Genomic DNA, 25,832 nt, shown 5'->3' with positions numbered 1-25,832 from the left:
TCAGTTCGACGATTCCAGATAAGCTTCGAAAAGATCCGCGTAGATCGTGGTGTTCGGCTCGCTCTTTCCCTTACCCCAGATATCTTCTGCCTTGAAGGCCACCCGATAGACTGGCATGGGCGCACCAATGCCGTCAGGACCGGTGGACACGAAATAGGAGAACGCACCCGGATAGACGACCTCGATGGTGCCTAGCTTGTTGCGGAGGTATCCCGGCAGGCGGGTGTGGTCTACCGCTTCGGGGTCGGCAATGCGTACTACAGCGCCCTTGGCGAAACGGGGTGTCTCTTCCAGGTTGTGCAGACCTGAGTCGCCCTTGGTTAGGTACGCGTTGATCTGCGTCTTGATTTCAGGGCAGGGCTGTTCCGGCATCGGTGCAGCGGGATTGCCGCGGTAGTAGTCAGTCTTCTTCGCGAGTTCGTCGGCGCATAGGTAGCCTTGGTCAACGAAGAACTGCGATATGCCCATCAACCACTTTTCGTAGTATCGGTACTTGAAGTATTCGAACGGTTGCATGCCTTCCGCACCTGTACGCAGGGACGCCCACGTCCATGTGTTCTTGAAGGTGGTGGGAAGGGTGTCGATCGGGTACTCGGGCAGGGCGTCCGACAGGTGCGTGCTCTCGGCCATCATGACGGTATGGATGCCGAAAATGCGCTTTTCCCAGGGCTCGACGAAGACTCGCGTTTCCACATTGACGGGTCCGAGATTTTGGAGTCCGCCAAGACTATGCTGCAGTTTCATTTTTGCGATTCCTGGAGGGCGAGATCAATTGAGTTGGGGGCGGTATGTGGCTTGTGGCTGAGTACGTCACCGAGAAATTCCGAGACGATGCCAAAAAGCGCGCCCGTAATCAGCGCTGCCGCGGCGATGAGTGCCGGGTTTTGGATACCCGCAGTGGTGATCGCCTTCCCGGTAGCGACGCTGGTACCGACCGTGGACGCGAATCCCCAGACGACGGCCGGAAGTACCTTCAGAAGTTTCAGCTTCGACGCTTGAACCATTGCGGCGCTACCGACACCCACGCAGATTGCAGCAACCATCGGTGTCTGGTTTGAAAGGGCGATGGCAAGCAGCGAGAGCGATGCGATGATCAGGCCGGTGAGGTTCGATGCCACACTCTGGACAAAGCCGCGTGGACCGCCGCCGACGACGAAGAACGACGCCCAAGCGATGAATGTCACCCAAACCGGGACCGGAAAAACGGTCGCGGTGATATACGTGTCGGCGACGGCCAGGACGCCGATACTGACGGTGAGGGCATCAGACTTCTTCATTGCAGACTCCTTGACGGAAAAGTAATTACTGGGGGTGCAAACAGCTTAGAAACGACGTACGCAGACTGGGCAGGTCCAGATTGCGACCGATGAACACAAACTTGTTGTTGCGCGGTTCGTCCTTGCGCCAGGCCCGTCCAGGCCGTGCCTCGACGAGCATGTGCACACTATGGAAGTGAAACTGTCGGGGTTCTGAATGGAGATTCAGCACGCCCTTCATCCGCATCAATTGCTGACCGTGCTCCTGTACGAGCTGGTTGATCCACCAGTTGAACTTCGTGGCATCAAGGTCGCCGTTTTCAACGAGAGCGCATGATTGAATCGAGGTATCGTGCTCGTGGTCGTGTGCTGCCTCGTCAAGCAGGTCGGGTTCAATCGCAAGCAATGCGGGTAGTGAGAACCTGCGAACGCCGAGCAGGACGTCCGGGTGAACCTGGGAACGGGTCGAGGTGATGATTGCGGCAGTCGGGTTCAGGGAACGAACTTCCTGCTCGATGGCGGCGAGTTCGCGATCGTCAATCAGGTCGATCTTGTTCACCAGGACAACGTCAGCGAAGGCCACTTGTTCTCGGGCAATCTCGTCATTCAACTGTTGCTTGAGGTTGACGGCGTCGACGACGGTCACGACGGATTCCAGTTCGACACCCTCACGCAGATCGGGGTCGGCAAGGAAGGTCTGAAGAACCGGTGCCGGGTCGGCAAGACCCGAGGTTTCGACGATGAGGCGTTCAATCGGCGTTGCGCCGTCTTGTTGCGTCCTTGCCAGCAGCTCTTTCACGCTGCTGACAAGGTCGGCGCGTACCGTACAACATACGCAGCCGTTGTTGATCTCGATCAGGGCCTGCTCTTCGGCGACGATGAGCTGTCCATCGATACCGACCTCTCCGAATTCGTTGACAACAATTCCAATGTGTCCTGAATACTGTTGGATCAGGTGATTGACCAATGTTGTCTTTCCAGCGCCAAGAAAGCCGGAGATGACTGTCACAGGAATCTTTCTCGGTACACGCAAACGGGTCATGACTTTCGCAGAATTGAGGAGGACTGTGTTTCATAAAGCGAGGATTGGGCCCGCTTTGGAAGTGTGTCTCCAACAACACTGAGTTTGTCTCGAATGCACGGGCTTCTTGTCCATCCTTGTAAGAACTATCAAAAAAGGACAAGGCCTGGGATGAGCGGCGAGCGGAGTGAGCGTCGCATTTTGGTGCATCGGTGCCGATCGTGCTCAGCTACGGTGCGCGAGGTGAAGGGGGTCAGGGCAGCCTGTTGCAGGGGGCCAGCGCCGCGGTAATTTTGCAGGCTGCTGGCAAAGACTCACACTTTCACAGGCTCCTCGGGTTGAACCGAAAGACGCATGCCGACTGTCTTGAGGACAGCCAGTAACGTCCTCAACGTAGGATTGCCTGTTGGCGATAGAGCGCGGTAAAGCGCCTCCCTGCTGATCCCCGCTTCCGTGGCCACGGCCGCCAGGCCACCATTGGCCTCTGCGACGGCACGCAACGCCAGCAGGCCACCTGCCCGATCATCTGGGTTGTCCAGCGCTTCCATTGCAGCTTTCAGGTATTCAATCGCGAGTTCACGGTCTGCTCGCAGTTCAGCGATTTCTCGCTCATGATGCGATACCGCTGCCTTGATCTTGCTCATGCTCGCCTCCGTTTCCAGTCTTTCCAGTATCTGTGCGCCCGCTTGATGTCGGCTGCCTGTGAGCCTTTGTCACCGCCGCACAGAAGAATCATGATTGCATCACCGCAGCGCCCGCAATAGATGCGATAGCCCGCACCAATATGAATGCGCAACTCCATCACACCTTCCCCGACTGCCTCGCAATCACCGGGATTGCCCGCCTGTAGTTGGCGTAACCGCAAATTTATACGTGCCCGCGCAACCTTGTCGCGCAGCGCACCGAGCCAGTCAGTCAGCGGCTCCCGGCCATCTTCACATTGATATCGGAAAAGTTCGATCACGAGAATTCATTGTAACTTAAAAGTTACTGCTCCTGCAAAAGAAAGGGGCCACCTCAACGGATTGCCGGCCGAGCGCGGCGCTCGCGTTTGGCTGGAGATCGGGAAAGACTGGAGGACACAACGGCTAGAGCTTGCTCTGTCGTTTTGAGATGCTACGGAGGGCCTGTCGGTCTGGCGATCAGTCGAAGGCGCGTGCGAAATCAGGCGAGTCGCGGCAAAGCTCCGGATAGGCTTAGGAGGGATTGATTCCGGCTACACTTTCGACCGACATAGCGTCCGCGTCAGCCCGGCGATCGACGCTGACGACGCTTTGCGCGACCACTCGAGTTCGATTGAACAATGCCATGAAAGCCATCAAAACCGCACTTCTTACAGGACTGCTCGCTTGCACGGCGGTTGCAGTGCAAGCGCAATCGTCCGGCAACGATCGAGATTCGCAGCGTGCCGGCTCGGGTGTCGGCGCTCCCACAGGAGCGAGTTTCACCACAGGGTGGGGCGCGCACCGCGCTGCGCAGCCGGGGAGAATGACGGAACACGGCTGGCAACCGCCGACCGACAAGGACTGCTTGCTCAACGGAGTCGAAATATCCGGCAGCGCGGGTGTGCGCTGCATGAAGTAGGCGATCAATCTGCAATAATCGAACGCTGTCCCATGACCGATCAGATAAGGAGAGCGTTGCGATGTCTGCCAAGGAAACCCGCGTGTCCCGCGTGCTGTTGACCAATGACGATGGTATTGATGCTCCGGGGCTCGCCGTGCTCGAAGCGGTTGCCGCTGAAATCGCGGACGAGGTCTGGGTCGTCGCGCCTGAACATGACCAGAGCGGCACCTCGCATTCGATCAGCCTGCATTCACCGTTGCGAGTGAGCCGTCAGGGCGAGCGACGCTTCGGTGTCGCAGGCACCCCCGGTGACTGCGTCGTGATGGCCGCACGTCATCTGATGCGTGACGCGCCACCCGCACTCGTGCTTTCCGGTATCAATCGCGGCGGTAATCTCGGCGTCGAAACGATGTTTTCCGGGACGGTCGGCGCGGCAATGACGGGCCTGCTGCTCGGCCTGCCGTCGATTGCGCTGAGCCTGACATTCCGTGATCGCGACAATGTGCGCTGGGATACCGCGCGCGCGCTCGCACCGGGTGTCATCCGGCAACTGCTCGCCATCTCCCACGATGCGCCGACTTGTCTGAACGTGAACTTTCCCGATATCGATGCCGCCGCAGCCGGACCTCTTACGCCGAGCCGTCAGGGCCACGGGCTCGTCACGGGGATTGAAGTGCTGCAGGAGACCGATCCCCGCGGTCTTCCCTATCATTGGCTGAGCTTCAATCGCGGCCGCCTCGAAAACACCGCTGACAGCGAAACCTCCGTCGTCGCTTCGGGGCGTGTGTCAGTCACGCCGTTGCATTTCGAGCGGACCGATGAGCGTACGCTCGCCGTCCTCGCCGGCGCGTTGTAGCCGCCGGTTTTGATACTCTGTTTCTTATCGCCGGAACCATCACAAGCCAGTGTTTCTATCTTACGCACAGCTTAACCCCGCCTCGCCGATATCCCGCCTCGGGCGACCGTCCGAATCCTTGGCCAGTACCTTCGTTCGAAGGAATACACAGTGAGCCGATCACACTTAGCGGCGGCGCATGTCGATGCACCCGGAGATGAAGGGTATCAGCGCATCGCGGCTGCCCTTCACGATCACGGCTGGTCGGAGCAGGACGACTTCCTTCCACCGGATCTGACGCGCGCGCTCGCGTCGGAGTGTGCGGCGCTTGAGGCAGCCGGCGCGCTCATGCAGGCGCGTGTCAGCCAGGGCACGGACCGATCATTGCGGCCCGAACTGCGCGGCGACCGCATCAAGTGGCTGGAGGCGGGCCAATCCCTCGCCTGCGACCGGTATCTGGCGATCCTCGAAACGCTGCGCGTCGTGTTGAACCGCGAGCTCTTCCTGGGGCTCGACAACTACGAGACTCACTTCGCGTTCTACCCGCCAGGCGCTTCGTACCGGCCACACCGTGACCGGTTCCGGCACGACGACAGCCGCAGCGTGTCCATCGTCGTTTATCTGAACGCGAACTGGCTACCCGATCACGGCGGCGCGTTGCGGCTGCATCCGCAAGGGCGGGTCACGCACGACATCTTGCCCGTCGGCGGCCGCCTCGCGGTGTTCCTATCCGCCGACATGTTGCACGAAGTCTTACCCGCGACTCGCGGCCGTTCCTCGCTCACAGGATGGTTCAGAGTCCGCTCCTGACGCCGCCGGCGTTCCCCCGCTCAGGCGAGAAGCTGCACACAGGACCGCACGATCTGCGAAAGCCGCACGGCCTTGGGGTCCGCGCCTCCCGGATATTGCATGGGATTCGGAATGTAGCCGAAGGCCGTACCGTAGAGCGGATCGGCAAACCCGATGGCTCCGCCCGCTCCGTCGTGTCCGAACGCCTGGTAGCTGCCGAATTCCACGCGAGGGTGCGGCTTCGTAAACACCACGCCGAAGCACATGTCCATGTTCAGGACCCGGTCGTGCCCCCATGACTGCTGCTGGCTGAACTTCGAGACGGTCGTTTCGTCGAGAAGCCTGGGTCCTCCGACATTGCCCGTTGCCGCGGCGTACACGGCGGCGAGACCGCGGGCCGAACCGATGCCGCCGACGGCCGACGGTCCAGCGGCCCGGACTTCGCGATGGTTCGGAGACAACTCGCCATCCAGCAGCGTAGCCGAGCTGTGCAGAACGTTGAAAGTGAGACTTGCCAGGCTGTCGTTCGAACTCGGTCCCTGATCCATGGCGGCTTGCTGTATCGCTGTCGGCTTCATGGGAAGCAGAGAACGGTAGCGGTGTTCTTCGGCAGCGGGAAAGCCCAGATAGAAATCGATGTCCCTGGGCTTTCTTATCTCCGTCTCGTAGAACGCTTGCAGCGAGCGGTTCGTGATGCGGCGGACGAGTTCTTCCATGAAGATGCCAATCGTCAAGCCATGGTAGCCGAATGTGCTGCCCGGTAGCCACTGCGGGTGGCTCGATGCGAGCCGCGCGGCGGCCTGTTCGGAGTTCAGGATCTCGTCACGCTTGAATGAAGGGTGGACGCCGAGCAGACCCGCGCGATGCGACAGGAGCTGACGCACGGTGATCGATGCCTTTCCCTGTGCCTCGAACTCCGGCCAGTAGGCGGCGACGGGTGCATCCAGATCGAGATCGCCCCGCTGCACGAGCATCGCGATGACGATGCCGGCAACCCCTTTTGATGAGGAAAAAACGCCGGTCACGGAAGTCGACTCGAGATCCGCGCCCCCGACGAGGTCGACTACAAGCTTGTCCTTCCAGTACACCGCGAGCTGCGCGCTGTACGCTGCGTCTTCGAGGAGATAGGCATCGAGCTGGAGTTTCACTGGCTCGAAGCCGGGGGCCGTCGTGCCGCTCGACAGCCGTTGTTGTACATCGCTTGTTCTGCTGCCCATTCGTTATCCTTGTTGTGTCGGTCCTGCGAATGAGACATGGATCGACTCATCCTGGACCGTATTCATGGTGCCTTCATGCGGCTCAAGTTTATCGAAAAATACAACACCGAGTTCGGGTTCGAGATCGAAGGTGTCGACCAGGAAGCCGACGTGAATCCCGAAGTGGAGATTCGCGACCTCGTCCATGTATAGGTCGTCGGTGAATTGCCTTTGCGAGGCGGAGACGGACGCGGTGCTGCGCTGTGCATGACGCAGACCGCGCATTTCATCGCTAAGCATCTTCGATGGCGCGGCGCCGGGGGCCGACGTCACTTCCAAAGACCCTGTCCGGTCCGCTTGCCGTCACACGTCGACGATCACCTCGAATCCGCCGTAAATCATCCGCTTGCCGTCGAACGGCATGGAGTCCTGCTGGAGCCGGGGGTCGGCCATCGAGGCCTTCATGCCTTCGTCCCGTGTCTGACGCGAAGGCCAGAGGATCCACGAGAACACCACGGTTTCGTCATCTTTGCGTTTGACTGCCATCGGGAAGGACGTCAACTTTCCCTCGGGGACGTCGTCTCCCCAGCACTCGACCAGCTTCAGGGCACCGTGGTCCTTGAAGACGACCGCCGCCGCTTCGGCATGCTGCTTGTACGTTTCGCGTTTGTCCGTGGGTACGGCGACCAAAAATCCATCGATGTAAGTCATGAAACATCTCCGTTAGGTCAGAAAAATAGGGAAGCAAAGCGACATCACCGGGCATGACACCCGCGCCACATCACCGCCCTGCATGCACGACGAACGACATGCCGCGAAATCGACACCTTCGCGGTCCTTCCAAGAGATTGCCTGAAGCATAGGCGAGATTCGATGGAAAGACGCCCTCTGTCGCCCCTGTTGCAAACGATGACTAATGGCGAGTCTCGCCGGATTCTTTGAAGGGAAAAGTGCGATAGGTGGATTACGCCGATGCGGGAAATAGCGGGCCACCTTGATCTCGCTTTTGTGGCGGCGAGCCTGTGCGAGGTCGTAGGCGATCTGCATCCGCAACAGATGATCCATCCCGGTTCCGAAAGCCCTTTCGATGCGCAGCGGCATTTCCTTGCCTCTACCTACCTCTTGAACTATCATAAATAATAGTTTCACATTTCGCGGTTTTTTGGTTCTATTCTTTATGCCCAGGCGATCAACCGCTGCCGACATGCTCCCTGCACCCGTCGAGCGCGCCCTACGTACGCTCGGGGAGCATCTGCGCGTCGCACGAAAGCGGCGGCACGATACGCTTGCCGCATTCGCCGAACGCATGCAGGTCTCCGTGCCGACGCTACAGAAAATGGAAAAAGGGGATCCGACCGTGTCCATGGGCGTGTATGCGTCCGCGTTGTGGTTGATCGGGCGCGTTCAGTTTCTCGGCACGATTGCAGACCCCGCCGCCGACGAAACTGCCTTGATGCTGGAGTTGCGTAACCTGACCGGTGGAAAGCAGAGCAAGCGATGAACAACGAACTGTTCGTATGGATCTACCCGCCAGAGGCATTGTCACCCCGCCCATGCGGGAGGCTTGACCTGATAGGCGGACGACGTTGTTTGTTTTCGTACTCGGAAGACTGGCTAGCTTATCGGGAAGCGTTTGCCCTCACACCTGACTTGCCGTTGCGAGCTGGTGAGTTTGAACCGCCGCAGGGCGAGGACATTCATCCGGTTTTCGAGGATGCGGGACCGGATCGATGGGGACGCCGCGTGATCGAAACGGCCTTTCGCCCCGCACGAAGATCGCCGATCGACTACCTGGCGCTGGCCGGCGAAGATCGAATCGGTGCACTCGCTTTCTCATGGTCGGCTACGAGCTATGACACGCCCACGGACCAGGCTTTCTACGGTGCTGATCTCGAAGCGCTGTCGGGTGCTGCCCATGCGATTGAAACACATGAGACGATTGACGAGCGGCTTCGGTGGCTGCTGCAACCGGGCCGGAGTGTCGGTGGCGCGCGCCCCAAAGCTATCATCCAGGAAGAGGGGCGTTACTGGATAGCCAAGTTTCCCGCGGAAGGTGACGAAGTCGACGTTGCGGCCATCGAGCATGCATCGCTACGGCTGGCGCGTGAATGCGGTATCGATGTGCCGGAGTCCCGATTGGTCGCCATTCGAGGGAAGAATATTCTTCTGGTGGAACGGTTTGATCGAGACGCGTCAGGTGCACGACGGCACTTTGCCAGTGCGAAGACGCTGTTGCTTGCGCAAGGCATAGGCATCGAAAACATCGCGTACTCAGAGCTTGCCGAGGTGGCACGACGATTCTCGCCAGAATCGAAGAGAGACTGTCTTCAACTTTTTCAGCGAATGACGTTCAACGTGCTGATGGAGAACACCGATGACCACGAGAAGAATCACGCATTTCTGAACGCCCGCGGCAAATGGAAGCTTTCGCCGGCATACGACATTCAGCCGCAGCTCCAGGGTATCGGATATCAGCAATTGCGCGTGGGGTTGCGTGACCATGAGCCATCGGTCGAAAACGTACTGTCAGACGCGGGTCGCTTCATGTTGACCAAAGGCGAAGCGATTGCCGAGGTAGAGAGAATGCTTGCGATACTCGCACATTGGCCTGAGCGGTTCCGTCATTCAGGCGTGACCGGACGCGATATCGACCTCTGCCGGTGCTTCGTCCTTGTAGATCGTGAGTTGGAAGCCCTCTACGGTAAGCGTGGGTCACGATAACGACTTCAGGCGGAAATCGTCTCGCTGCCAAGCAAAAAGTCGATCATCTGTTCGGACCGCACATACGATTCGGGCCGCAACGACGCGTCAACCTGCCATGACGCATCGTTGCGGCCCGCAACCATCGTCAAGGCGCACGGTCTTGACGCTTAGCCAGCTTCTCGCCGGTTTACTTCGCCGCTTCGACCTGACCGCGGATTTCGCCACCCGGGTTCTGGGCGGTGTGAACGTTGAAGTACCAATTGCCGCTCATCAAATCGCTTTCCTGCTGCTCTGTCAGGGTCGCCTTGCCTTCGATCGGGCTCGCGAGTCCATCCTTTGGGATCGGAATCACGACGCCTGCATTCTGGCCGGCAGGCGCGGGCCCGTGGAAGTGTGCAGCCGTTGTGGGACCGGAAAGGTCCGCATAGGACACTTTCCATGTCAGGGTCTTCGACGACGTGTCGTAGGTGCCCTGGAGTCGGCCATGGCCTTTGCTGGTATTGGGTGGGACTTCGGTCGACGACAGCAGGTCGGCCTTGAGGTCGACGGTCTTGGCTGAAACGAGGGCAGGTGCGACGAGGCTGAAGGTCAGGGCAGCGGCACCCAGTAAGCGAACGAGTCTCATATGCGTCTCCAGAAGTGGAACATCGAACGTGCAGGGCCGGCGCAAAAGCGTGCGTGAATCCATCACCTGTCGGAACAAGCCGACACACGGCAACACAAGCTTTCCGCCGACGCGATGTGCTCAGGAACACTATCATAGTCGCATGCTCGTTTCATGACTGAACACGCATTGCAGCGCGGCGGCGCGAGGCCTAGGACATTTCAGTTCGCCGCCCTGCAGGCGTTAGCTCGCTAACCGAGTCCGCAGTGCGTACCGCGGGCCAAAAAGGATTTGCGACTTCGTGCAGCTACAGTTGATGAGCAAACGTTGCCGCGCGTTGAAGCACCAGCACGGATAGTGCGCCAAGGCCGAGCGCCGCGCCCTGCGCGCCCCCAAGTAAATCCTTCATTGGCTCATTGAACCGCAGCGTGTGGTGCTCGCGTCCGTGATTGATTGCGATCCAGACCTCGTCCGCTCCTTTCACGCGACGGCAGATCTCGACGCCCGTGGGCGGCTCGCCGCAGGGCGAACCCGCCCCCAATCCTGACCATCCGACGACCCTTCGCATCAGCGACAGCATGGTCGCATGATCGAGCCAGGTCCCGAGCAGGGTCACGCGTCCCTTGCCGAGCGTATGGGTGATGGCTGCGGCCTTGCCGTCGACCCACGTGCCTGCCTGCTCGTAGCGCAGCAGGACGTCCGCCCCGGCGCTCACCGGCTCGAGCCAGTCGGCCCAGATCCGGGCGCGTCCGCAACCGGCCGACCCTTGAATCGCAATGGTCTCGTCAAGCACATAGAATTCCACGACGCGTGCAGGCGACAATTCGCCCAGCGGACCCGGACCGCGCATCGGAAACAGCGCGTTGTCGACGTCTTTCACGCCGGTGCGCGGCCCGAGGACGAGATGGCCGCCACGTGCGACGAAAGCGTGCAGGGCGACGACCATCGAGGGTTCGACAATATGCAAGCTCGGCGCGACGATGAGCTGAAACGCGTCGAGCGCTGCGTCGGGGTGCACGATCTCAACGTCATGGCCGAGTTCCCGCAATGGCCGGTACCACTCGACCATCTGGAGCAAGGGATCGAACGCCTGATTGTGCCGCTGGATATCGAGCGCCCATCGGCTGTCGTAGCTATGGAGCAAACCGATCGACGGTTGCGGGTCGCTTCCCTCGAGCACAGGCGCGATTTTTTCCAGCTCGGCACCGAGCGCCGCGAGTTCGCTGTAGATCGGTCTGGGTGTCCCGTCGGCCGCGAGGATCGTACCGTGATACTGCTCCTGGCTGTTGAGTGCGCTGCGCCATTGCCAGTAGGCGACCGCATCGGCACCGTGGCCGATCGCATGCCAGGCGAGTGTGCGAACTTCACCCGGATCGAGTGTGTTGTTGGCCGGCCGCCAGTTGACGAAGCCGGGCTGCGTCTCCATCAGCCAGAAATTGCGACGCTTGAGACCGCGCATCAGGTCGTGCGACGCACCGTTTGCGAACGGATCGGGACGCGAGAGCGGCACATAGCTGTCCCACGATACAAAATCGAGATCGGCCGCGACCTCATAGTGATCGAACAGGTCGAAGAAACCCATGAAGTTGTGCGTGACCCGTTGCCGCGCGTCGGCATGGGCGCGGATCGCATCGATCTGCGCAGCCTGGAAGCCGCGGTAAAGATAACTCTGGAAACGCTTCCACTCGAGTTGCAGGGCAGGGTGATAGTGCTCGTCGGGAAAGGTATCCGCGGTGCGCACAGGCAGTGGGATCTGTGTCCACGCGCTGAATTCTTGACTCCAGTAGACCGTGCACCAGCGCCGGTTCAGTTCGGCGAGGCTACCGTACTTGCGAGCGAGCCACTGCTGGAACTGAGCGCGCGTATCGTCGTCGTGCGAAACGCTCTTATACTCGTTGTCGATCTGCCAGCCGATCACCGAGCGATGGTTGCCGAAGCGCTTGGCCATCGCCTTGGCGACTGCCGCACCGAAGCGCCGGTAGGTCGCGCTCGCCGGGGCATATGCGCAACGCGAGCCAGGCTTGCGGCGGATCCCGCTCGGACCGACCGCGAACACGTCCGGATAGCGTTCGGTCAGCCAGGCGGGCGGTGCGGCGCTCGGCGTGCCGAGTACGACGGCAAAGCCCTCGGCGGCGGCGGCTTCGATCGCGCGCTCGATCCAGTCGAGCTCATAGCGGCCCTCCTCCGGCTCGATCGAGCTCCAGGCGAACTCGGCGATCCGCACCATGTTCATGCGCGCCTCGCGCATCAGCTTCAGGTCTTGTGCCCAGTGTGATTCGGGCCAGTGTTCGGGGTACCACGCACAACCGTAGATCATTGGAATTGAACCTTATTGTGTAGTGGCGAAGCCGTAGTGCGTTCGTGGTGTGTTTGCCGACCGAAGCCTGTCCCCGTGCCCGGATCGAGGATCAGATCGGAGCGCGCTGTTCGCAGCCCTGACCGCAGCCTTGCTCCAGGCATTGGCTCAAGCCTTGACAGCACCGCTCGTCAGTCCGCTGCGCCAGAAACGTTGGAGAAACACAAAACCGAGCAGCATCGGCAGGATCGAGACGAGCGCGCCGGTGATCACGAGGCCCGCATCGAAGGTCTCGCCCGATCCGTTCGTGGTGACCGTGCTCCAGACCTCGAGGCCGAGCGTGACGGGGTACAGGTGCGCATCGCTGAGCATCACGAGCGCGAGGAAATAGTTGTTCCAGATCGCCACGAACTGGAACAGGAACACGGTTACGAGCGAAGGCCCGAGCAGCGGAAATGCAATTTTCCAGAAGATCTGGAAATCGCCTGCCCCGTCAATACGCGCGGCTTCGAGCAAATCGACCGGCACATTGGACGCCGCGAAGATTCGCGCGAGATAGACGCCGAATGGGCTGACACAGCTCGGCAGCAGGATGGCCCAGATGGTATTGGTCAACCCGGTCGCACTCATCAACAGATAGAGCGGCAGGACGAGTGCGGTCGAGGGTACGAGGATCGCTCCGAGGACCACGGCGAACATTGCATCGCGGCCGCGAAATGCGTAGTGCGCGATCGCATAGCCCGCCAGCGCGGAAAGTAGCGCCGCGATGCCCGCGCCGGCGACCGAGTAGAGCAGGCTGTTGCCCATCCAGCGGATGAAGATGCCGTCGCCATGGGTAAAGAGCGTATGCAGGTTCACGAGCAGATGCGGGCGCCCCCCAAACCAGAACCCTGGCGACGAGAACAGATCGCCCGTCGACTTGGTTGACGCGATGCCGAGCCAGTAGAGCGGCAGCAGAAAGTACGTCGATACGGCGAACAGAAACAGGCCGGGCAGAACCTGTCTGCGCAGGCTGCCCGTAGACGAGGATGCAATGACTGTCGCCATCCGTCAGACTCCCGAATAGCGGCGTACGAGCCGCATGAACAGATATGAGAAGGCAAACGTCACCAGCGCGAGCATCACCGCGAGAGAGGCTGCATAGTGGTAGTCGTTGTTGGCGAACGCGACGTTGTACGCATAGAGATTCGGCGTGAAATCGGCGCTGACGCTGGTCGAGATCTGCTTGAGGATGGCCGGTTCGTTGAACAGCTGGAGCGTGCCGATGATCGACATGAGGGCGTTCATCACGAGCGCTGGCAGGATCGCTGGAATCTTGATATGCCATGCAAGCCGCAGACCGTTGCAGCCGTCGATGCGTGCGGCCTCGTAGTGTTCGCGTGGTAGGGTTTGCAGTGCGGCGAACAGAATCAGCATGTTGTAGCCCGTCCACTGCCAGGTCGCAATGTTCGCGATCGACCAGAGAATCGCGTCACCTGAAAGGAAGTCCGGCTGGGCCAAATGCCACTGGTGGATCAGCTTGATCACCGGGCTCAGCGAAGGCTCGTACAGGAAACCCCAGATCATCGCGCCGACTACGCTGGGCACGGTATAAGGCAGGAACGCCGCGGCGCGCGCAAAGCGCCCGATCCATGTCGTCAACTCGTCGAGTACGAGCGCAATCGCGAGCGCGAGGCCTAGCATGACCGGCACCTGCACGACGCCGTAGGTCAACACGCGTGTGATGCCGTTGACAAAGCCGGGGTCGGCCAACGCGCGTAGATAGTTATCCGCACCGACGAATGTCAGTCTGGCCGTGCCGAAACCGAGCCCGCTGCGCTTCATCTGAAAAAGGCTCGAATAGGCGGCGTAGGCGATCGGTCCGATATAGAACAGGACGAACAGCAGCCCGAAAGGCAGCATAAACAGATACGGCGCCGGGTTCGGCCGCCTGCGCGTGCGCTGCGGCGTGATTCCAACCTGAGAGGCGGTGACGGTGGTGCTCATGGTGCGGATTCCACTTACTTGGGTATGAGCGATGACCGCGGGGCGGCAGGGTATTGAGGTGTCTCGACCGGCACCGCCCCGCTTCGGGAGGTGTGGCGGGTCTACTTGACCGCGATGCCCTGGGCCTTCAGGTCGCCGACCACCACACCTTGTGTTGCATCGAGTACTGCGGGCAGCGTCGAGCTGCCGCCGGCCACCTTGCCGAAGCCGTCGGACATGCTCTGCATCAGCTTGTTGAGGTCAGGCGGCCATTGCCACGAACCGTCGACTGTCTTCGCCGCCTCCGCATAGACCTGGTTGACGGGCTGGCCGCTGAAGAACGCGAAGGGCCGGTTCAGCACCGAGGCTGTCAAGCCGCCGGGCTGTGCCGGAAAATTCGTGCCTGCATCCGCTTGCGGCCAGATGCTGCCTTGCAGGTCGCTACCGAACCAGATCGCGAAGTCCCCAGCTTCCTTCTTGTGTTTCGAGCCGGTGCTGACCGCGATCGCCGAGCCGCCGAGATTCGCCGCGACCGGCTGCGCTGCATTCCAGACCGGCATCGGCGCGATCTTCCACTTGCCAGCGGTGCCCGATGCGATTGACGACAGGAAGGCCGGACCCCATGCCGGTGCGAGCCACGTCGCGAGCTTGCCGTTCTGCAACTGGCTATACCACGCGTCGCTCCAGACGGGCTCGGCGAGTACCAGCTTGCGGCTGATCAGGTCCTGCCAGTAAGCCGCGACCTTCTTCGTTCCGGAATCGTTTACGGCGACCTGCCACGAATCCGAGCCTGCCTTGAACCAGTGCCCGCCACCCTGGGAAGCGAGGGTGGCGAAAGCCTCCGGATTGTTCGTCGGGAACGCGCTGATGTTCACGTCAGGATCGGCAGCCTTCAGCTTCTCGGCGACCTTCGCATAGTCGGCCCAGGTCTTCGGCACATCGAGGTGGTACTTAGCGAAGATGTCGGTCCGGTAGGCCAGCGCGACCGGGCCGATGTCGATCGGTACCGCGTAGGTGCCGTCACCGAGATGGACTTGATTCCAGACCCAGGCGGGGTAGCGTGCCTTGAGCGCGTCGACGCCGAGCGGCCCGATGTTCTCGAGCGCACCACCCGTCACGGTGGTGGGGATGTACTGGTACTGATCGAGCATCACGTCGGGCGCAGTGCCGGCCTTGGTGGCGGTCAGCAGCTTCGCATCGTAGTCATTCGCGGGCACCTTCTCGAACTTGATATGCACGTTCGGATGCGCGGCATTGTATTTGTCGACGAGCTTCGCGTCGTCGTTCCAGCTCCAATAGGTGAGCTCGATGGGCGCCGCATGCGCGGGCATGGCGGCTTGTGCGACGAGCGCACCGAGCAGTGTGGGCGCGAGCGCGCGCCAGTGTGAAGCTTGCATGAAGTCGTGTCTCCTGGGTTGGTGAGCAGTGGGTGGGCACTGCATGGCAGCGAGTGGGCGATGAGCCGTCTTATTCACTGTTTCGGGATCTGCGGGGCGGGGCCGTCGATTCACGCACCATCAGTTGCGAGGCCGACGGCGTGATGATCAGCGGCGGGGGGGCCACCGGGATGGTCCCGTCGATCAGACCGAGCAGCAGATCGATGGCATGCGCGGCAACCTCGCGCGTCTGCACGGCGACGCTCGTGAGCGCCGGGTAGGACTCGGATGCGGCGCGGATATCGGTGATGCCGATGACCGACAACTGTTGCGGGATCTTGATGCGCATCTCATGGGCCGCGCGCAGCGCGCCCAGCGCCAGCAGATCGTTGGTGGCGAAGATGGCCGTCAGCGAGGGCGCGGTAGCAAGCAGTGCACGCGCGGCCTGCTTGCCGCTCGCAATCGTGTCGGGTGCGCGCACGATATGGCTGGCATCGATGTCGATTCCCGCGGCGTGCATGGTGTGCATGAATCCTCCAAGGCGGCGCTGATGATGAAGCTCATGCGCATCGCCGTCGACAAGCACGCCGATACGCCGGTGTCCGAGCGACAACAGGTGCTCGGCCGCGATCGCCGCCGCGTGCGCGAAATCGACCGTCACACACGGTGCGGGCGGTGCGATTTCCGGTTCTTCCCACATGCAGACGACGACCGGCACGCCCGACTGGTTGACGGCGGCGATGTCATCGATGCGCAGATGGCCCGCCATCGCGACGATCCCTTCGGATAGCTGGCCGGCGATGCGCCGCAGATAGGTGCGGCCAATGTCAGGGTCCGCATCGGTATTGCATATCAGAAGAAAATGCCCCCGCTCGCGCGCAGCTCGTTCGACTGCGAGTGCGAATTCGGGATAGAACGGGTTCGCAATGTTCTCGACCATCAATGCAAGCGTCGGCGCGCGGCCGACCGATAGCGCGCGCGCCGTGACGTTGGGTTGATAGCCGAGTTCGCGCGCGATGTCGAGGATGCGCACGCGCATGTCCGCGCTGACATTGGGCTTGCCCGACATTGCATACGAGACGGTGGCCTTGGTGACGCCCGCACGGGTGGCGATATCGCGGAGGGTGACTCGCATCGGATGGAAGGACGGAGTTGGGTTTACAAGCTTTGTTAATCGGTTAACTCAAACGCATGTGCGAGTCTAGAAGGGCAAGGGCAAGAGGGTCAACACGGTGTTTTCCCGATACCGGAGGGGCCGGGGCATGCGCGTCGATGGCCGGCCCGTGGAGGTCCGATCGAGGTCCAGGCGGGGTCCATCGAAGGTCATGCTTGCGCAAAACAGGAGGGATAAAAAAGCTGCAAAATCCAGAGCACTTCGCTCCAAGACGTGAAAAGTGGGCTCCTGTACCCCCTTTTGATGAAAAAAACCGTCACCTCGATGCGAACAGATGATGCGCAGCGCGGTGTTTCCGCTATTATTTTGCCAGCGCAATGGGGAGCCGATTTCCGGCGATGCGGCGCGCTGATCCAACTAAACCAAACTCTTTTCTATATGGCGACCAAATCTACTGCGACCGCTAAGACAGCAACCAAAGTTGCTGCCAAGAAGGCTCCGGCAAAGAAGGCGGCTCCGGCCAAGAAAGCTGCGGTGAAGACCGTGCCGGCGAAGAAGGCAGCCGTTGCTGCTACACCGCGTCCGCTGAAGGATGTGTTCAACAAGTCGAGCCTGGTTGCGCATCTCGTCGAACAGACGCAACTCGAGGCGAAGGCTGTGAAGTCGGTGCTCGCGCATCTTGAAGCGACGGTACTGGGTGCCGTCAACAAGAAGGGCGCAGGCGAGTTCACGCTGCCGGGCCTGTTGAAGGTCGTTGTGCAGAACGTGCCGGCAAAGAAGAAGCGCTTCGGCAAGGACCCGTTCTCGGGCGAAGAGCGTTGGTTCCCGGCCAAGCCGGCGACCGTCAAGGTCAAGCTGCGTCCGCTGAAGAAGCTCAAGGACGCCGCGGCTTGAACGCTGCCGATGTGATGCTGGCCTGAGCCGGTAGTCGCGGCACAAGGCTGGAATGGCCGCCGGATTCTCGATGAATCCGGCGGCCATTTTTGTTTCTACCGGCAGGAGGGCGGGGTGTTTCGGTGGCGAATGCCGGGCGGCTATTTGCGCGAGAGGACGGCGAGCAGGTCGACGAGCATGCGCGGCGAACATGAGAACGGCACCCAGCCATAGCCCGAGTGGCGCAGCACGAGCAACTTCTCACCGTTGCCGACGGTCTGCGAGGCGATGAGTGGATCTTTGGTTGCCGCGAAGGGCTTACCTGGGGCGACCGACATCGGCACTTCAGGCAGCATCGTTGTGCGGGCCTGTGCGAGTTGATCGATCATTTCGGATATGTCATGGGGGCCGAGTGAGACCGTCTGGCCAGCAATCGTCATCGTGATGACGTTCTGGGCTGGCCGTGCAATCTGCAGCCTCGGTGGCTGCGCGGCCGGCGCTTCGGTGCGTACTGCCTCGGCCGCGGCGTCGACGGAGAGACTGTTGACGCGCTGGGCAAGTTGGTCGAGCTGCTTCTGAATATCCATTTAATCGCTTCCGCACAACATTAGGACGCTGAATTTTACCCGGATGTGCGGGACATCCGGTTTCTCCGTCGTTCGAAACAGCAAGTTCGACTGAAGCTTAAGCGAACGGGCGCACGCCGATCAGCGGACCATGGAGCCAGAAAGCGAAGACGATCCACGCGACGATGCCGGCCACGACCGTGATGATCGCGCCGCGGGGCGTCCCTGCGGGATAGAGGATGCCGTCGCGCCGATCGCGCTGAAGATTGACGACGAACGAAGCTGTCGACCAGATGAAGAAGGCGCCGAACAGGAGGATGTCGGCCGAACTGCCGTTGGATAGCAGGTGGCCCAGCGCCCAGATGGCCGTGCCGAGTACCATCGGATGATGGACCCATGCCTTGAATGGGTTGCGCGGCACGTCCGCGGCGGTAAGCAGGATGAAGGAGATCAGGGTGAAAAGCTCGGTCGCGTGGTGCAATCCGACGGGCGGGAACCAGAGCATGCTCGCTTCGCGTCGCGCGACGCCGAAGCCCCAGATGATCAGCACGAGGCCGACGACCGAGGTCAGCGCGTAGAGCATTTTCCATCGCCGTCGGCCGAGCCGTTCGATTTGCGCGACACGCCAGTCATTCGCGAAGAGATGAATCGAGTGCGCACCCAGAAAGACGATCAGGCCTGCAAGCAGATAGATCATGCGGATCTCCTTCGTTCATTGGCGAGGGTGATCTATCTTATCTCAACGGTGTAGTTTCGCCTGCTCCGCAAGGCGCCAGACATGTAGTGTGGCATACGCCCGCCACGGCTCCCAGCGAGAGGCGTGCTGCTTCAAGGCTGCCGTCTGCGAGAAGCCGAGATGCCTCATCAGGACGGCGTCGCCTTCCGGGAGAGCGTTTGGCCAGGCAAGCGCGCGCATCGCGATGTACTGGACGGTCCATTCGCCGATGCCCCGTATGCCGCGAAGGGCGGCGAGTGTGTCTTCGAGAGGGGCCATGGGCTCGAGGGCGATGCGACCGCTTGCCACCTCGTTCGCCAGGGCGACGATGGCTTCGGCACGAATCCGCGTGATACCTGTCTCGCGCAACAGATCGGGAGATACAGACGCCAGGGCGGGCGCCGACGGAAATGTCGGCAACAGGCCAAAGGGCGCACCCTCGACACTCAAGCCGAAACGCGTAGCGATGCGCGACAACACCGTGCGAGCGTTCGGGACGGATATCTGCTGACCGACGATGGCCCGCACCGCGATCTCGAAGCCCGTGAAGCCGCCCGGCACGCGCATGCCGGGCAATCCGGCGGCAAGCTCACCGAGGTGCAAGTCGATCAGATCGGGACGGGACCCGAGATCGAAAACCCGTCGTACGCGAGCGAGCACCTCGGCAATCACAGGGGTGAGCGAAGAAGAGAGCGTGACCTCGATGGCATAGCGTTGCGGCGCATGCGCGATGCTGATCCAGCCGGCCACATGCTTGCCGTCTCGCCGCACGATTTCGACGGTGCGTGCGTAGATCGATTCGTCGACGTATTCGACCTTGTCGATCTGCCGAAAGCCGAGGAACTCGAGCACGCCCTGCCACGAGAACGGAGGACGATAGGCGAGCGGAAAGGTCAGGGTGCCGGCTTCGGCGCAGCTGCTGTCCTGCCGGAAGCGCATCGGGTTCAGGCCATATCGTTTCTGGAACAGGTCGTTGAAGCGCCTGACGCTGCCGAACCCCGCGGAGAGCGCCACGGCAGCGGCGGGCAGCGATGTATCCGTGAGCAGGCGCTTGGCCATCAGGAGGCGTTGCGTCTGGGCGAAGTCGATCATCGACACGCCGAACTCGAGATGGAAGATTCGCCTCAGATGCCGCCCTGTCACGCCGACACGCTGCGCGAGTTGCTCGACGCTCCCCTCGTTCAGAAAGCCTTCTTCTATGAGTGCAGCGGCGGCCTGGGCGAGTCCGCTCGACAGATCGAGCAGTCCATGACCTGGCGCGAGTTCGGGCCGGCATCGCAAGCACGGGCGGAAACCGGCCTTTTCGGCCGCGGCCGTGCTCGGAAAGAAGTGACAGTTGCGGCGCTTCGGGGTGCGCACCGCACACACCGGCCGGCAATAGATCCCGGTCGACGACACGCCCACGAAAAACCAGCCGTCGAAGCGGCGGTCTCTAGCGAGCAGCGTCTCGTAGCAGGTATCGGGATCGAGTTGCATGGCGCTACTCTAACAAAATGGCGCACCTGTTCTAGCCAGATCCGGACATGAGTATGGACGCATCTCACGACGCCGGAATGACTCCGTGACAACACCCGTCACATCAGAATGACATCGGTTCAAGGCGCCGTCTCGAACTTGATTCCGACCTGCTGCAGCAGGCGATAGCTCCGTTCTGACAGATTCTCGACATGCAGTTGCTTACCCACCTTCGCGTAACGCTCGTAGAGGCCTTCGAGAGCGGCAATGGCCGAATGATCCGCGAGGTGCAGATCGCGGCAGTCGAGCGTGACGCGCGGCGGATCCTGCGCCGGGTCGAAGACCGACTGGAAATAGGCCGTTGAAGCAAAAAACAGGGTACCGCGCGGGCGATAGGTTTTATCGCCGGCGGGACCCGCTTCGATATTCATATGGATTTCGTGCGCATGCTGCCACGCGAAATTCAGTGCGGCAATGACGATGCCGCAGAGTACGGCGATGGCCAGGTCGGAGAAGACGGTAATGATGGTCACGGCGACGATCACCAGCGCATCGTTGCGCGGTACCTTGCCCAATACCCGCAGCGAGCCCCAGGCAAATGTCTGCTGGGCCACGACGAACATCACGCCAACCAGCGCGGCGAGCGGAATGCGTTCGATCAACGGTGACAGGAACAGGATGAACATCAGGATCATGATGCCGCTGGTCACGCCGGAAAGCCGCGTGCGGCCGCCCGAACCGAGGTTGATCATGGTCTGGCCGATCATGGCGCATCCGCCCATGCCGCCGAACAGGCCCGAGACGATATTGGCCGCGCCGAGCGCCACGCATTCGCGATTGGGCCTGCCCTGCGTGCCGGTGATCTCGTCGGTCAGGTTGAAGGTCAGCAGGGTCTCAAGCAAGCCGACCATCGCCATCAACACCGCGTAGGGCAGCACGATGTACAAGGTGTCCAGAGTCAGGGGCACCCCCGGAAGCCGAAGATCGGGCAGGCCACCCGCGATATGCGCCATATCGCCGAGCGTGCGTGTCGGCAGATGTAACAGTTGGACAAGCAGCCCGACCCCGACGATCGCGACCAGGGCCGGCGGCACGGCCCTGGTGAGCCGCGGCAGAACGCAGACGATGAAAACGCTCAGCGCAACGAGGCCGCACATCATCCACAGTGCAGGGCCGTGCAGCCATTGCATGCCGTGTGTCGTCAGCTGTTTGAAATGCTCGAGCTGGGCCATCGCAATGATGATCGCGAGGCCGTTGACGAAGCCGAGCATCACGGGGTGCGGCACCATGCGGATCAGTTTGCCGAGGCGCAGCCATCCGAACATCACCATCAGGATGCCGCTCAGCAACACGGTGGCCAGTAGGAATTGCGCACCGTGCTGCACGACCAGCGCGACGATGACCACTGCCATGGAGCCGGCCGCGCCGGAAATCATGCCGGGCCGGCCTCCGAACAGCGCGGTCAGGGTGCAGATGATGAACGCACCATACAGGCCCATGAGCGGGTTGACCTGGGCGACCAGAGCAAAGGCAATGCATTCGGGGACCAGGGCGAACGAGGACGTGAGGCCCGCCAGCACATTGCTGCGGACATCGACGAGCCATCCGGCCCGGGAACGATCAGTTTTCATCGAGTGCGCTTGGCGGTTCGGTCGCTGATGCAAGGACATCGTCCCTGCTCATCTTGCCGATGCACGTCCACTTCGGGACGCGATGGCGTAGCGGCAGCGCGGGGCTGCCGGAAAAGGCGTGATTCTACAGCAGGCGATTCAGGCGGTTTCCGCAATGCCTTGCGCATGGAAGCGGCCGCATTTTTCTGGTGCTCAAGAAAATTATCGCCTTGTCGATGAACAAGGCATTGCCCGAATGGTGTGAGGCGCTATTGCAGATTGCCCCAGCGCGCGACTGCCGGCTCCGCCGAGGCCCACTTCCAGCCGCTTACCTGCTTGCAGGTACTCGCGACAAACCAGTCTTCGTGCGCATTCGGCCCGTTGCCGTCGGCGACCGAGAACGCGAATTCCTTGCACGTCGCCAGCGCGCTGCTGAACTCACGCAGCACCCGCACCTCGCCGTGACCGTTCTCGACCGGCAGCACATGTTTGACGCTCCAGGGCTGGGATTGACCGATCGTCGAAGCACCCGCCGCCACCGCAATTGCGTCCTGCTGATCGCCGTGCAGCGACTTCATTTCCCGATTCACCGCCTCGTCTGTTGCGACCTGCACCACGATGCCAACGCCGATGCCGATTGCGGGATTGGACGAGACGATACCCGTCGTGACGCCCGCAACGGCGCCGGCCGCCGCACCGATCGACCCGCAGCCACTGGTCATCGCCGCACTCGCGGCGGCGCTCAGCAGGACCGCGAGCCTCAAACCGCGTTTGAGCTCAGGCCTGATGTCGAGCTTGACGCCTTGCATGAAGTCCCGCTTGATATTTCCCGCACCCACGCTCATTGCAGTGCGCCCCACCGCGGCGTGGCGGGCTCGGCTGATGCCCATTTCCATGAGGTGCCGTCACGACAGATCGCGGCCACATAGAACGCGCTGTCGGCCGGACGATCCTTGGTCGCATCGTGATCGACCGAGAATACGATTTCCTTGCAGTCGAGCGGCCCGCTGCTGATCGTGCGGCTGACCGTCACGCGACCCTTCTCGTCTTGCTCGATGGGAAAAGTATGCGTCGAGACATAAGGCGCCACGCCACCGACGGGCAGTGGGCCTGCCGCGTTGGCGATCTTGTTCTGCGTATCGGTATGGACCACCCGCTGGGAGTACTGCACGCCTGCCCGCGCACCGGCCAGCACGCCGAGGCCGATGCCCGTCGCCACCGCCGCGTTGCTGGTGACGGCGCCTGCGATCCCCGCGCCTGCGATCCCAGCGCCGGTCGTCGCGCTTTCGCTATAGAGTGAGTTGCAACCGGTAAGGCTGCCGCACACGAATGCCCCTGTCAGAACCGCGGCAAGCGTCACGGCGTTCGAGCGACGCCGTTGAACCATTCTCTGCATTTCAACTTCCCTTCTTTGCCTTTCCAATAACTTTCGTTTTGTGCCCGGTTGCCTGGCAGGGCATAGGTCGCTCTTTCCTGAGCAGGCAACAGGCAGGGGAATTTTGAAGGAAGCTTCTAAAAGACAGAAAAAGAAAATTGCAATCAATTGCAAATTAGATTGGCTCGAGTGCCAACGTGGTACATGCGACCACCGAAAGCGGCGGCGGCAAGATCCGAACGCGATTCAGCGTGGCAGCGCTGATCTTGCGACGATGGATGTACTCAAAACTTTTTCTGCGCGCACGTTGCACTTTCCCTTTCGCGACAGGATTGCAGCGTTAGGCGCCGGGATTTTCGGGCATCATGGTGCCGAAAGCGTGGGTGCCGCGATCTCCCCTTCGATGTACCGCACAGGGTGATCTGCAACAGTACGATCCACAACCACGCGACGCGACCTCACGCCAGCCAATGAAAACCTTTACTCTGTTCGTCCTCACTGCACTTGCCGAAATTGTGGGGTGCTATCTGCCTTATCGATGGTTGAAGGAAGGCGCGAGTGCCTGGCTGCTCCTTCCCGCCGGATGTTCGCTTGCGGTGTTCGCCTGGCTTCTTACACTGCATCCCTCGGCCGCCGGTCGGACCTACGCGGCCTACGGCGGTGTCTATATCTCGGTGGCGGTCATCTGGCTATGGTGCGTCGACGGTGTTCGTCCGACCAGTTGGGATTGGGCTGGCGTCGCCCTGACGCTTGCCGGAATGGGATTGATCGCATTTCAGCCGAAGTGAACGTGCCCGGCTTACACATGATGAGAAGAAGTGTGGCGGTGGAACACGTCGTGCATCGGCGCGTGCTCGGCGTGTCGAACAAAAGGCAGATGCGTTCGGTGCTGTCCGGACAGCACCTTGAAAGACTGCTACGATTTTTATCCCACAACCGTTCTTGTATGACGTTTCATGAAAAAAGTCTTCCTTGCCGCCGTCGCCGCTGTCGTGAGCTTCGGTAGCATCGCGCCTGCCTACGCTTACCACCATCACCACCATCTTGTTTGTCACAGAGTGCATGTTCACCACCACTGGGAACGCCGCTGCCGGTGATGAATGAAACCTCGCTTCGGCGAGGTTTTTTTTCGAAAGCAATCTGGCGAGCCGGATGCGCTCGAACCACCCGCAGCGGGCCTTGCCGGATGCCGCGAAATCCGGCGTCTCCCGCATGACCGCTGAGGCTGATTGGCTGACGGTCCAGCGCTTACTGATCGTCGAGGTGAGTCACAAAAGGCCGGATTTTTGCGTCCTCCGGATTCACATAGACGACATCGGTCGGCACCCGACGAGGCGCGTCGACCGTCAGGAATACTGCGGGTGACTCCAGTATTTCAGTGATCGCGTGTACGGTGTTCCGCTCGAACGTGACGAGCTGGCCCGCCGTGAGGAGGCGAGGCGCTTCGTCCTCAATTGCAAAGCTCACCTTTCCGGTCAGGAGGTAAAGATGCTCTTCGCACGTTTCGTGGTAGTGGCGCGGTATCGGGTAGTAAACACGAAAGATTCTTGAGCTTGCAGAGGCTTCGTCGGTGAGGTAGGTGTCAACGATTGTGCTACTCGCCTCGTCCGGGAATCGACTGACTATTTCTTTAACATCAAAAAAATTAAACAATTTGCACTCCATCCAGGGGGCGGCAACGAATTCCAAGCTTGCGCCGCTTGGCAACGCTGCTATGGACTCGTCGTCTTTACAGGAAAGGAATGCATCGTGCCACGAGGCGACCGGTGGCAGTATTGCGGCACGCGCAATTGACACTTGCAAAATAAGGTCGAGGTTGTGGGGAACCTCTTTGCAAGTGCTTGCTTCGGGTTCAACGGGACGTGCTTTCGACTCAGGTCTGCAGCGGGCACCAGATTTCGACGTCGCCGCTCGAGGTCGCCGGATCGAATGCCTCACCATACCGCTCGAACATCGGACTTTGCGCGAACTGCCGCCCCGATTCCGGCAGCCACCGGCCCCAGATCATCTCGAAGGTCTGATGGATACCCGACACGTGGCCGCGATGGGTGAACACGGCATATTCCGTCGCGGGGAGGGTAACGGTGCGGAAGGTTTCGTCGAGTCCGACGTGGCTCGACACCTCGACGCCGGCGAGGTAGTCGAAGCTTGTCTCATCGCCCCCATAGCACACGCCATAGGTGACCGAGCCCGCCTGGTGAGGCACTTTGCCGATCAGCGGGGCGAAGCGATACCAGAGGCCCGGAATGCCTTCGACGGCCCCGTGGCGGTAGCGTTCGCCAAAGCCGGCGATCTTCCGCTCGGGTCCATGTTCGAAGCGCGGCGGTGCGAGTTCGAAGGCGTGCTGTGCGTCCATGGCGAAGGCTCCCCAGTCGGTCTGTCGACGCGTCTATTTTACGCGTCGCCAACAAGCTGTCGCGCGACTTCGCCCGCTTCGATATCCATGTGGACACGATTCACCTGTGCGCGAGCCGCACGCCGTGGCGTGGCGTTGCCTGCAGAAGACCGGTTCCGAAG

30 protein-coding genes are annotated in these 25,832 nt (G+C 61.0%); 8 read left to right on the top strand and 22 right to left on the bottom strand.

Translation table 11 applies throughout. The features are described from left to right. The 5 genes from nthB to HV670_RS15095 all read right to left on the bottom strand — a co-directional run bounded on the left by nthB (nucleotide 1) and on the right by HV670_RS15095 (nucleotide 3,241). Complete coding sequence (gene nthB / locus HV670_RS15115) at nucleotides 1-744, bottom strand: nitrile hydratase subunit beta (protein WP_175105602.1); 744 nt, start codon at nucleotides 742-744, stop codon at nucleotides 1-3. After that, entirely contained in the window at nucleotides 741-1,277 is a 537-nt protein-coding gene (locus HV670_RS15110) for a DUF1097 domain-containing protein (RefSeq protein WP_175105601.1), read from the bottom strand. The genes nthB and HV670_RS15110 overlap by 4 nt, the downstream gene beginning before the upstream one ends. A gap of 25 nt (nucleotides 1,278-1,302) precedes the next feature. After that, the gene (locus HV670_RS15105; RefSeq protein WP_246257470.1) at nucleotides 1,303-2,265 is read right to left on the bottom strand and encodes a CobW family GTP-binding protein; all 963 of its coding nucleotides are present in this window, start codon (nucleotides 2,263-2,265) and stop codon (nucleotides 1,303-1,305) included. Nucleotides 2,266-2,591: 326 nt separating this feature from the next. Then, nucleotides 2,592-2,921, bottom strand: a complete 330-nt coding sequence (locus tag HV670_RS15100; protein WP_175105599.1) for an addiction module antidote protein — start codon at nucleotides 2,919-2,921, stop codon at nucleotides 2,592-2,594. Then, nucleotides 2,918-3,241, bottom strand: coding sequence for a type II toxin-antitoxin system RelE/ParE family toxin (locus HV670_RS15095; RefSeq protein ID WP_175105598.1), 324 nt, complete (start codon nucleotides 3,239-3,241; stop codon nucleotides 2,918-2,920). The genes HV670_RS15100 and HV670_RS15095 overlap by 4 nt, the downstream gene beginning before the upstream one ends. A gap of 344 nt (nucleotides 3,242-3,585) precedes the next feature. Here HV670_RS15095 and HV670_RS15090 point away from each other — a divergent pair, with 344 nt between their 5' ends. From HV670_RS15090 to HV670_RS15080, 3 genes are all read left to right on the top strand, one after another. Beyond that, nucleotides 3,586-3,861, top strand: a complete 276-nt coding sequence (locus HV670_RS15090; RefSeq protein WP_175105597.1) for a hypothetical protein — start codon at nucleotides 3,586-3,588, stop codon at nucleotides 3,859-3,861. Between the two features lie 61 nt (nucleotides 3,862-3,922). Further along, nucleotides 3,923-4,699: a 5'/3'-nucleotidase SurE gene (gene surE, locus HV670_RS15085; RefSeq protein ID WP_175105596.1), complete on the top strand. Its 777-nt coding sequence runs from the start codon at nucleotides 3,923-3,925 to the stop codon at nucleotides 4,697-4,699. A gap of 150 nt (nucleotides 4,700-4,849) precedes the next feature. Then, entirely contained in the window at nucleotides 4,850-5,488 is a 639-nt protein-coding gene (locus tag HV670_RS15080; protein WP_175105595.1) for a 2OG-Fe(II) oxygenase, read from the top strand. A 20-nt stretch (nucleotides 5,489-5,508) separates the two neighbouring features. Here HV670_RS15080 and HV670_RS15075 read toward each other — a convergent pair whose 3' ends face one another. Further along, the gene (locus tag HV670_RS15075) at nucleotides 5,509-6,684 is read right to left on the bottom strand and encodes a serine hydrolase domain-containing protein (protein WP_175105594.1); all 1,176 of its coding nucleotides are present in this window, start codon (nucleotides 6,682-6,684) and stop codon (nucleotides 5,509-5,511) included. A 36-nt stretch (nucleotides 6,685-6,720) separates the two neighbouring features. Between HV670_RS15075 and HV670_RS15070 the strand changes: the two genes are divergently transcribed. Next, entirely contained in the window at nucleotides 6,721-6,876 is a 156-nt protein-coding gene (locus HV670_RS15070; protein WP_175105593.1) for a hypothetical protein, read from the top strand. 150 nt (nucleotides 6,877-7,026) lie between these two features. On the opposite strand, the gene HV670_RS15065 is transcribed toward HV670_RS15070, so the two are convergent. Both HV670_RS15065 and HV670_RS15060 read right to left on the bottom strand, forming a co-directional pair. Next, on the bottom strand, nucleotides 7,027-7,374 hold the full coding sequence (locus tag HV670_RS15065) for a DUF1428 domain-containing protein (protein WP_175105592.1): 348 nt from the start codon (nucleotides 7,372-7,374) through the stop codon (nucleotides 7,027-7,029). A gap of 12 nt (nucleotides 7,375-7,386) precedes the next feature. Next, nucleotides 7,387-7,869, bottom strand: a complete 483-nt coding sequence (locus HV670_RS15060; RefSeq protein ID WP_217478428.1) for a helix-turn-helix domain-containing protein — start codon at nucleotides 7,867-7,869, stop codon at nucleotides 7,387-7,389. Between HV670_RS15060 and HV670_RS15055 the strand changes: the two genes are divergently transcribed. Continuing rightward, entirely contained in the window at nucleotides 7,868-8,164 is a 297-nt protein-coding gene (locus HV670_RS15055) for a helix-turn-helix domain-containing protein (RefSeq protein ID WP_175105590.1), read from the top strand. The genes HV670_RS15060 and HV670_RS15055 overlap by 2 nt on opposite strands. After that, nucleotides 8,161-9,384 (top strand): type II toxin-antitoxin system HipA family toxin, encoded by a 1,224-nt coding sequence (locus HV670_RS15050; protein ID WP_175105589.1) that lies wholly within the window; start codon nucleotides 8,161-8,163, stop codon nucleotides 9,382-9,384. Before HV670_RS15055 ends, HV670_RS15050 begins: the two co-directional genes overlap by 4 nt. A gap of 169 nt (nucleotides 9,385-9,553) precedes the next feature. Here HV670_RS15050 and HV670_RS15045 read toward each other — a convergent pair whose 3' ends face one another. The 6 genes from HV670_RS15045 to HV670_RS15020 all read right to left on the bottom strand — a co-directional run bounded on the left by HV670_RS15045 (nucleotide 9,554) and on the right by HV670_RS15020 (nucleotide 16,742). Then, a complete protein-coding gene (locus HV670_RS15045; protein ID WP_175105588.1) occupies nucleotides 9,554-9,991 on the bottom strand; it encodes a CHRD domain-containing protein in 438 nt (145 codons plus the stop codon). Nucleotides 9,992-10,277: 286 nt separating this feature from the next. Next, nucleotides 10,278-12,287, bottom strand: coding sequence for a beta-galactosidase (locus tag HV670_RS15040; RefSeq protein ID WP_175105587.1), 2,010 nt, complete (start codon nucleotides 12,285-12,287; stop codon nucleotides 10,278-10,280). A 147-nt stretch (nucleotides 12,288-12,434) separates the two neighbouring features. Then, nucleotides 12,435-13,313, bottom strand: coding sequence for a carbohydrate ABC transporter permease (locus tag HV670_RS15035; protein WP_175105586.1), 879 nt, complete (start codon nucleotides 13,311-13,313; stop codon nucleotides 12,435-12,437). A gap of 3 nt (nucleotides 13,314-13,316) precedes the next feature. Next, a complete protein-coding gene (locus HV670_RS15030; RefSeq protein WP_175105585.1) occupies nucleotides 13,317-14,252 on the bottom strand; it encodes a carbohydrate ABC transporter permease in 936 nt (311 codons plus the stop codon). Between the two features lie 101 nt (nucleotides 14,253-14,353). Further along, nucleotides 14,354-15,628 (bottom strand): ABC transporter substrate-binding protein, encoded by a 1,275-nt coding sequence (locus tag HV670_RS15025; protein ID WP_175105584.1) that lies wholly within the window; start codon nucleotides 15,626-15,628, stop codon nucleotides 14,354-14,356. 70 nt (nucleotides 15,629-15,698) lie between these two features. Then, nucleotides 15,699-16,742, bottom strand: a complete 1,044-nt coding sequence (locus tag HV670_RS15020) for a LacI family DNA-binding transcriptional regulator (RefSeq protein WP_175105583.1) — start codon at nucleotides 16,740-16,742, stop codon at nucleotides 15,699-15,701. 417 nt (nucleotides 16,743-17,159) lie between these two features. Between HV670_RS15020 and HV670_RS15015 the strand changes: the two genes are divergently transcribed. Further along, on the top strand, nucleotides 17,160-17,615 hold the full coding sequence (locus HV670_RS15015; protein ID WP_175105667.1) for an HU family DNA-binding protein: 456 nt from the start codon (nucleotides 17,160-17,162) through the stop codon (nucleotides 17,613-17,615). A gap of 140 nt (nucleotides 17,616-17,755) precedes the next feature. Here HV670_RS15015 and HV670_RS15010 read toward each other — a convergent pair whose 3' ends face one another. The 6 genes from HV670_RS15010 to HV670_RS14985 all read right to left on the bottom strand — a co-directional run bounded on the left by HV670_RS15010 (nucleotide 17,756) and on the right by HV670_RS14985 (nucleotide 23,336). Continuing rightward, nucleotides 17,756-18,181 carry a hypothetical protein gene (locus tag HV670_RS15010; protein ID WP_175105582.1) on the bottom strand — a complete coding sequence of 142 codons (426 nt, stop codon included), beginning with the start codon at nucleotides 18,179-18,181 and terminating at the stop codon, nucleotides 17,756-17,758. Nucleotides 18,182-18,278: 97 nt separating this feature from the next. After that, entirely contained in the window at nucleotides 18,279-18,857 is a 579-nt protein-coding gene (locus tag HV670_RS15005) for an NnrU family protein (protein ID WP_175105581.1), read from the bottom strand. Between the two features lie 42 nt (nucleotides 18,858-18,899). Then, entirely contained in the window at nucleotides 18,900-20,351 is a 1,452-nt protein-coding gene (locus tag HV670_RS15000) for a DNA-3-methyladenine glycosylase 2 family protein (RefSeq protein WP_175105580.1), read from the bottom strand. Nucleotides 20,352-20,470: 119 nt separating this feature from the next. Beyond that, on the bottom strand, nucleotides 20,471-21,961 hold the full coding sequence (locus tag HV670_RS14995) for a SulP family inorganic anion transporter (RefSeq protein WP_175105579.1): 1,491 nt from the start codon (nucleotides 21,959-21,961) through the stop codon (nucleotides 20,471-20,473). Between the two features lie 248 nt (nucleotides 21,962-22,209). Then, the gene (locus tag HV670_RS14990; protein ID WP_246257491.1) at nucleotides 22,210-22,662 is read right to left on the bottom strand and encodes a hypothetical protein; all 453 of its coding nucleotides are present in this window, start codon (nucleotides 22,660-22,662) and stop codon (nucleotides 22,210-22,212) included. A gap of 119 nt (nucleotides 22,663-22,781) precedes the next feature. Further along, nucleotides 22,782-23,336, bottom strand: a complete 555-nt coding sequence (locus tag HV670_RS14985; protein ID WP_175105578.1) for a hypothetical protein — start codon at nucleotides 23,334-23,336, stop codon at nucleotides 22,782-22,784. A gap of 449 nt (nucleotides 23,337-23,785) precedes the next feature. On the opposite strand from HV670_RS14985, the gene HV670_RS14980 reads away from it, so the two are divergent. Continuing rightward, complete coding sequence (locus tag HV670_RS14980; protein WP_175105577.1) at nucleotides 23,786-24,103, top strand: YnfA family protein; 318 nt, start codon at nucleotides 23,786-23,788, stop codon at nucleotides 24,101-24,103. A 460-nt stretch (nucleotides 24,104-24,563) separates the two neighbouring features. Here the strand turns inward: HV670_RS14980 and HV670_RS14975 are convergent, their stop codons facing one another. Next, entirely contained in the window at nucleotides 24,564-25,004 is a 441-nt protein-coding gene (locus HV670_RS14975) for a cupin domain-containing protein (protein WP_246257469.1), read from the bottom strand. A 184-nt stretch (nucleotides 25,005-25,188) separates the two neighbouring features. Then, a complete protein-coding gene (locus HV670_RS14970; protein ID WP_175105576.1) occupies nucleotides 25,189-25,671 on the bottom strand; it encodes a GyrI-like domain-containing protein in 483 nt (160 codons plus the stop codon). Between the last annotated feature and the right edge of the window lie 161 nt (nucleotides 25,672-25,832).

This window comes from Pararobbsia alpina (genome assembly GCF_902859895.1).
In the GTDB taxonomy this organism is placed as follows: Bacteria; Pseudomonadota; Gammaproteobacteria; order Burkholderiales; family Burkholderiaceae; genus Pararobbsia; species Pararobbsia alpina.
This window is presented reverse-complemented; position numbering and strand designations above follow the sequence as displayed.

Bases quoted from the DNA above. Each gene is read 5' to 3' on its own strand.
- nthB (WP_175105602.1), bottom strand. From the start codon at position 744: ATGAAACTGCAGCATAGTCTTGGCGGACTCCAAAATCTCGGACCCGTC.
- HV670_RS15110 (WP_175105601.1), bottom strand. From the start codon at position 1,277: ATGAAGAAGTCTGATGCCCTCACCGTCAGTATCGGCGTCCTGGCCGTC.
- HV670_RS15100 (WP_175105599.1), bottom strand. From the start codon at position 2,921: ATGAGCAAGATCAAGGCAGCGGTATCGCATCATGAGCGAGAAATCGCT.
- HV670_RS15090 (WP_175105597.1), top strand. From the start codon at position 3,586: ATGAAAGCCATCAAAACCGCACTTCTTACAGGACTGCTCGCTTGCACG.
- surE (WP_175105596.1), top strand. From the start codon at position 3,923: ATGTCTGCCAAGGAAACCCGCGTGTCCCGCGTGCTGTTGACCAATGAC.
- HV670_RS15075 (WP_175105594.1), bottom strand. From the start codon at position 6,684: ATGGGCAGCAGAACAAGCGATGTACAACAACGGCTGTCGAGCGGCACG.
- HV670_RS15070 (WP_175105593.1), top strand. From the start codon at position 6,721: ATGGATCGACTCATCCTGGACCGTATTCATGGTGCCTTCATGCGGCTC.
- HV670_RS15065 (WP_175105592.1), bottom strand. From the start codon at position 7,374: ATGACTTACATCGATGGATTTTTGGTCGCCGTACCCACGGACAAACGC.
- HV670_RS15055 (WP_175105590.1), top strand. From the start codon at position 7,868: ATGCTCCCTGCACCCGTCGAGCGCGCCCTACGTACGCTCGGGGAGCAT.
- HV670_RS15060 (WP_217478428.1), bottom strand. From the start codon at position 7,869: ATGTCGGCAGCGGTTGATCGCCTGGGCATAAAGAATAGAACCAAAAAA.
- HV670_RS15050 (WP_175105589.1), top strand. From the start codon at position 8,161: ATGAACAACGAACTGTTCGTATGGATCTACCCGCCAGAGGCATTGTCA.
- HV670_RS15045 (WP_175105588.1), bottom strand. From the start codon at position 9,991: ATGAGACTCGTTCGCTTACTGGGTGCCGCTGCCCTGACCTTCAGCCTC.
- HV670_RS15040 (WP_175105587.1), bottom strand. From the start codon at position 12,287: ATGATCTACGGTTGTGCGTGGTACCCCGAACACTGGCCCGAATCACAC.
- HV670_RS15035 (WP_175105586.1), bottom strand. From the start codon at position 13,313: ATGGCGACAGTCATTGCATCCTCGTCTACGGGCAGCCTGCGCAGACAG.
- HV670_RS15030 (WP_175105585.1), bottom strand. From the start codon at position 14,252: ATGAGCACCACCGTCACCGCCTCTCAGGTTGGAATCACGCCGCAGCGC.
- HV670_RS15025 (WP_175105584.1), bottom strand. From the start codon at position 15,628: ATGCAAGCTTCACACTGGCGCGCGCTCGCGCCCACACTGCTCGGTGCG.
- HV670_RS15020 (WP_175105583.1), bottom strand. From the start codon at position 16,742: ATGCGAGTCACCCTCCGCGATATCGCCACCCGTGCGGGCGTCACCAAG.
- HV670_RS15015 (WP_175105667.1), top strand. From the start codon at position 17,160: ATGGCGACCAAATCTACTGCGACCGCTAAGACAGCAACCAAAGTTGCT.
- HV670_RS15010 (WP_175105582.1), bottom strand. From the start codon at position 18,181: ATGGATATTCAGAAGCAGCTCGACCAACTTGCCCAGCGCGTCAACAGT.
- HV670_RS15005 (WP_175105581.1), bottom strand. From the start codon at position 18,857: ATGATCTATCTGCTTGCAGGCCTGATCGTCTTTCTGGGTGCGCACTCG.
- HV670_RS15000 (WP_175105580.1), bottom strand. From the start codon at position 20,351: ATGCAACTCGATCCCGATACCTGCTACGAGACGCTGCTCGCTAGAGAC.
- HV670_RS14995 (WP_175105579.1), bottom strand. From the start codon at position 21,961: ATGAAAACTGATCGTTCCCGGGCCGGATGGCTCGTCGATGTCCGCAGC.
- HV670_RS14990 (WP_246257491.1), bottom strand. From the start codon at position 22,662: ATGACCAGTGGCTGCGGGTCGATCGGTGCGGCGGCCGGCGCCGTTGCG.
- HV670_RS14985 (WP_175105578.1), bottom strand. From the start codon at position 23,336: ATGCAGAGAATGGTTCAACGGCGTCGCTCGAACGCCGTGACGCTTGCC.
- HV670_RS14980 (WP_175105577.1), top strand. From the start codon at position 23,786: ATGAAAACCTTTACTCTGTTCGTCCTCACTGCACTTGCCGAAATTGTG.
- HV670_RS14970 (WP_175105576.1), bottom strand. From the start codon at position 25,671: ATGGACGCACAGCACGCCTTCGAACTCGCACCGCCGCGCTTCGAACAT.